This window comes from Paraburkholderia sp., assembly GCF_026225065.1.
GTDB lineage: Bacteria > Pseudomonadota > Gammaproteobacteria > Burkholderiales > Burkholderiaceae > Paraburkholderia.
The window spans coordinates 1-4,924 of the sequence record NZ_JAMFSB010000020.1 but is presented as its reverse complement, the minus strand read 5'-3'; the positions used below and the strand labels follow the sequence as shown (position 1 = coordinate 4,924).

Genomic DNA, 4,924 nt, shown 5'->3' with positions numbered 1-4,924 from the left:
CGCCTCCCTGCGCATAGGCGTGCGCGGCCCGCAGGACCGTGGCGTCGTCGAAATGCCGGCCTGTGATCATTAGACCCACGGGCAAACCATCCACCGCTTTGCATGGCACCGAGATCGAAGGATGACCCGTCAGATCGAACGCGGCCGTATTGGCGCACATGTTGAGCGCTTGCCTCACAAAGGTCTTGCGATCAGTTTCCTGACCGGCAAGCAGCGTGTGTGCCGTTTGGGGCGTGGTTGGCATCACGACGAGATCGTATGTTGCGATTACGCGCTCGTACGCGGCATTCGGTTGTCGCGCCAGAGCGAAGTCGTCGGTGTTGAGAATCGCCGTAATGTGCGCGCCGTCGGCGAGCAGGCGCTTGACGATGGTCGCGTCGCGTTCGGGCACATAGTCGTACAGCAGGCGCGACGCACACGACATCGGAATGCCGGCGACGCTGATCGTATCCTTGAGCCCTATGGTTCTCCCAGCGAGCCGTCCCTGTGCACCGGGCAGATGCACCGAGCAGTTGCGTACCACCGCGTTAAGCGGATCGTCCTTCGGAAGCGGACGCGTCCCTGCCACGCGCACCGCGGGCACGACGTCGAATGCAGGTTCGGGATGCTGATCAAGCGTGTCGTAAAACGAAAGGTTATCGCAGACCAGTTCGTAGTACTCGTCGAGTTCGACTTCGGTCAAAGACAGATGACGGGCCCGGCTGATATCGATCAGATCGGCCCTGGACGGACGGCGAAGTGTCACGGTATACCTCTCAGTTGCAGTTCTGGGACGGATGGGACGCGCGTGGCGCCCCTTCGTGGAAGCCGTCGAGCGTCCGATGGACAGCCTCGACGGCGGTGGAAAAGATTGCGCGCAAGGCGATGCTGTCGGCGGCCAGCATCCTGACGAAGGTGCCGCACGCGCACGGCAGTACACCCGCTGCGGCATAGGCGGTCGTGAGGGGCATGTCGAGTCTCTGCAGAGCCTCGTTGACGGCGTGCGCCAGCGCTTCGTTGCCGGCGTCGCGGTCGTCGAGTCGAAGCACGAGCAGGCCGCCGTGCGCGCCATACGTTTGCCGTACCCCGGTGAGCGAGCCGCGCGCCGCACCCGGTTCCAGTCGAAATCGGTCGCGAGCCAGCAGTTGTGCGTCGGCGTTGCGGACGTTAAGCGTCGCATCCAGCATGCCGAAACGCGCGGCGCGGTGCGTGGGGTCGTGCGTGAGCCAGGTATCGGCGATGAGAACCGTTGCGCCGCCGTGCAAGACGACGTCGATGGTGCTCACAAGACGGGCAGAGGGAAACAGGATGGTCGGCCGCGGCAGGTAGTCGAATCGCGATTCCGGATGCGCCTCAATGGCGACCCGCGAGTGTGCGACGCCGTGTGTCATCGTGTGGACGATGGTCGCCGCTGCTGTTCGAACCGAAGCTTGCGCGCGCGGCATTGCTACGTAGCGCTGGAACACACGATCGTTTTCGAACAGGCCGCCCGACGAGGATTGCACGATGACTTCCGCGCTTGCGCGGGGGGCCTGTGCAGGATCGACTCGCCGCGTTACGGGCAAGACACGTCCAACATGAAACGGATAACCGGCGCGCTGCCGCGATAGCCAGGTCTTGCCGGACGGCGCGCGCTCGAAACACAGATCGAGCTGCGCGATATCCGTATGACCGGATGACGCGACAGCGGTAGCGGTGGCAGATTCGGCAGAGGCGCAAAGGCCAGCATCCGCACGGGACGTCGCATAGGCGCGAGCGCCCGCGTCCGCGCTCGCGCCGGCATAACCCGGTAGCGTTTCAGAGCGCATCGAAGAGCACATTCTCGACGATGGCATCGGCAACCGCATCGACTCCATCACCGGTTGCGCAATTGGTCAACAGCACGGGCCGCCCGCCGCGCACCTCGCGGGCCTCGCTGACCATCCGTTGCAGATCGACGCCGACGTACGGCGCGAGGTCGAACTTGTTGATCACGAGCAGATCGCATGACAGCACGCCGAGGCCGCGTTTGCGTGGGATATCGTCGCCGGCCGCCACATCGATCACGAAGATCCAGTAGTCCACCAGATCGAGCGAGAACGATGACGCGAGATTGTCGCCGCCCGATTCGATCAGGACCAGCCGCAGGCCTGCATAACGTGCGTCGAGTTCATCCGCGGCCTGCAAGTTGAGGGTCGGGTCTTCGCGGATGGCGGTGTGCGGACAGGCACCCGTCTCGACGGCGAGCACGCGTGCCGGATCGATCAGGCCGCTGCGGCGCACACGTTCGGCGTCTTCGCGCGTCACCAGATCGTTGGTGATGACCGCGAGCTCTACCTCGCGTGCCGCGAAGCGCGGAATCAGCCGTTCGAGCAGGCGCGTTTTGCCGGATCCCACGGGGCCGCCTATCCCGACGCGTGCGGCGCGCGCAGGGTGCCCACTGGACTGCTGCACGGCGCTCTCAAATGGCGTTGTTGCAAATGGCTCGCCGTTGGAGAAATCAAACTCGGTGCTCATCGAAAACACTCCTGTATCGCGTGTGGTGCGTCTAACGCAGCATGTACCGCCGGCTAAGCGGCACTTCGCTCGCCGGGTCGCAGCGGATCACCTGGCCGTCCACCGATACTTCGAACGTCTGCGCATTGACGGAGATGGAGGGGCAAGCGTCGTTATGCAGCATGTCGCGCTTGCTAAGGCTTCGTGTGCCGTGCGCACCGACCAGCTTGCGCGTGATGCCCAGCCGGCCATGCAGATCTGCATCCAGAGCCAGCCGGTTCACGAAGTTGACCGCGAGCGAGGCGGGCGCTCGACCGAATGCCCCCCATTGAGGACGCATCGCGAGCGGCTCGCAGGTCATCAGCGACGCGGCCGAGTCGCCCATCGCTCCCCACGCAATGAAGCCGCCCTTGATTACGACCTCGGGCTTGATGCCGAAGAACGCGGGTCGCCACAGCACGATATCGGCGAGCTTGCCGTCTTCCAGCGAGCCGACCGTGTCGGCAATACCGAAGGTGCGCGCCGCGTTGATCGTGTACTTGGCGATGTAGCGCTTGATCCGTTCGTTGTCCCCGCGCGCCGTGCGTTCGCTGGAAAGACGTCCGCGCTGGTCCTTCATCTTCGAGGCCAGTTGCCAGGTCCGGCAGATCACTTCATTGATACGTCCCATTCCCTGGCTATCCGAACCAAGCATCGAGATCGCACCGAGATCGTGCAGCACGTCCTCGGCGGAAATTGTCTGCGCACGGATGCGCGATTCGGCGAACGCCACGTCCTCGGGCACGGCCGGGTTCAGGTGATGGCACACCATGATCATGTCGAGGTGCTCATCGAACGTGTTGACGGTGTACGGATTGGTTGGATTGGTCGACGAGGGCAGGCAGTTCATCCGTCCCGCTACTGCGATGATGTCGGGTGCATGGCCGCCGCCCGCGCCTTCGGTGTGGTACATGTGGATCGTGCGGTCCTTCATCGCGGCCACTGTGTCTTCGAGAAAGCCGGACTCGTTCAGCGTGTCGCTATGCAACTGCACCTGAAAGTCGTATTCGTCGGCGACTGTTAGACACGTGTCGATTACCGCGGGCATCGCACCCCAGTCTTCGTGGATCTTCAGCCCGAGGCAGCCGCCGCGTAACTGGCCGAGCAACGAACCCGGCTTGCTCGAGTTGCCACGGCCGAGAAAGCCGAAATTGATCGGCCACTGCTCCGAGGCCTGCATCATGCGTCCCACGTTCCACTCGCCGCCGCAATCGATGCCGACCGTGATCGGTCCAAGCGAGCCGCCGATCAATGTGGTGAGGCCGGAGGCAAGCGCGTGTTCGCAGAGCTGCGCTGAATCGAAATGCACGTGGACGTCGATACCGCCTGGGGTGGCGATGAGTCCTTCGGCATCCTTGACAGTGGTCGAAACGCCGCACACGAGGCGTGGATCGACACCGTCCATCACCTGCGGATTGCCCGCTTTGCCGACCGCCACGATCCGGCCGTCCTTGATGCCGATATCGCCTTTCACGATGCCAAGCACCGGGTCGATGATCGTCGCGTTGCAGATCAGCATGTCGAGTGCGCCGTCTGCGCTATCGTGGCCAGCCTTCAGACCCATGCCGTCGCGCAGCGTCTTGCCGCCGCCGTGCAGGCATTCGTCGCCCGGCACCGCGTAGTCATGCTCGATCTCGGCGAAGAGCGACGTGTCGCCTAACCGCACCGCGTCCCCTGTGGTCGGGCCGAACATCTCGGCGTAGGCCTTGCGTGTCATCGTAACCATTCAGGCTCCTTCGAAGCCGCGCTGTGCGGCGCGTGCGACGGCAGCCTCGCGGAGGCTGGGGTCGGCGAGCGCGCCGTCCGTCAGACCGTTGAGGCCAAAAATTTCCTGGGTGCCGCCGAAGGCGACCAGCGTCACGTCCTTCGCGTCTCCGGGTTCGAACCGCACGGCGGTGCCCGCCGGGATATCGAGCCGCATGCCGAACGCGGCGGCGCGGTCGAAGCGCAGTGCGCGATTGACTTCGAAAAAGTGGAAATGGCTGCCCACCTGAATCGGCCGGTCGCCGGTGTTGATGGCGCGCACTGTCGTGCGAACCCGGCCAGCGTTCAGTTCGATCTCGCCTTCCATGGCGAGGATTTCGCCGGGGACCACAGCGTCGGTGGCGGCCGGTTGCGTGCCTGGCCGGATCGGCTGATGCACGGTGACGAGCTTGGTGCCATCGGGAAACGAGCCTTCCACCTGCAGCATCGGCACCAGGTCGGCGACGCCGGGCAGCACATCGTCCTCGGATAGCAGCGTGGACCCGTAGGCGATCAGATCCGCCACGCTGCGGCCTTCGCGTGCGCCCTCCAGGATTTCGTCGGCGATCAGCGCGACGGCTTCCGGATGATTGAGCTTAAGGCCCTTGTCGCGATGACGGCGGGCCAGTTGCGCGGCGGTGAAAAGCGTCAGGCGCTCGTATTCGGTCGGGGTCAGCAGCATTGCGGT

General features: G+C 64.3%; 5 protein-coding genes. All 5 read right to left on the bottom strand.

Features of this window, described 5'->3' with window-relative positions; all coding sequences use genetic code 11:
* A partial coding sequence (locus tag M0954_RS01045) for an amidase family protein (protein WP_297351163.1) occupies positions 1-745 on the bottom strand: 745 nt, incomplete at its 3' end.
* A 10-nt stretch (positions 746-755) separates the two neighbouring features.
* Positions 756-1,787 carry an urease accessory protein UreD gene (locus M0954_RS01040; protein ID WP_297351162.1) on the bottom strand — a complete coding sequence of 344 codons (1,032 nt, stop codon included), beginning with the start codon at positions 1,785-1,787 and terminating at the stop codon, positions 756-758.
* Positions 1,777-2,475 carry an urease accessory protein UreG gene (gene ureG / locus M0954_RS01035; protein WP_123387925.1) on the bottom strand — a complete coding sequence of 233 codons (699 nt, stop codon included), beginning with the start codon at positions 2,473-2,475 and terminating at the stop codon, positions 1,777-1,779. The genes M0954_RS01040 and ureG overlap by 11 nt, the downstream gene beginning before the upstream one ends.
* A gap of 31 nt (positions 2,476-2,506) precedes the next feature.
* A complete protein-coding gene (gene ureC / locus M0954_RS01030; RefSeq protein WP_297351167.1) occupies positions 2,507-4,210 on the bottom strand; it encodes an urease subunit alpha in 1,704 nt (567 codons plus the stop codon).
* Positions 4,211-4,219: 9 nt separating this feature from the next.
* Positions 4,220-4,918: an urease subunit beta gene (locus tag M0954_RS01025; protein ID WP_297351165.1), complete on the bottom strand. Its 699-nt coding sequence runs from the start codon at positions 4,916-4,918 to the stop codon at positions 4,220-4,222.
* Between the last annotated feature and the right edge of the window lie 6 nt (positions 4,919-4,924).

Coding starts and splice junctions, on each gene's coding strand:
- M0954_RS01040 (WP_297351162.1), bottom strand. CDS start 1,787: ATGCGCTCTGAAACGCTACCGGGTTATGCCGGCGCGAGCGCGGACGCG.
- ureG (WP_123387925.1), bottom strand. CDS start 2,475: ATGAGCACCGAGTTTGATTTCTCCAACGGCGAGCCATTTGCAACAACG.
- ureC (WP_297351167.1), bottom strand. CDS start 4,210: ATGACACGCAAGGCCTACGCCGAGATGTTCGGCCCGACCACAGGGGAC.
- M0954_RS01025 (WP_297351165.1), bottom strand. CDS start 4,918: ATGCTGCTGACCCCGACCGAATACGAGCGCCTGACGCTTTTCACCGCC.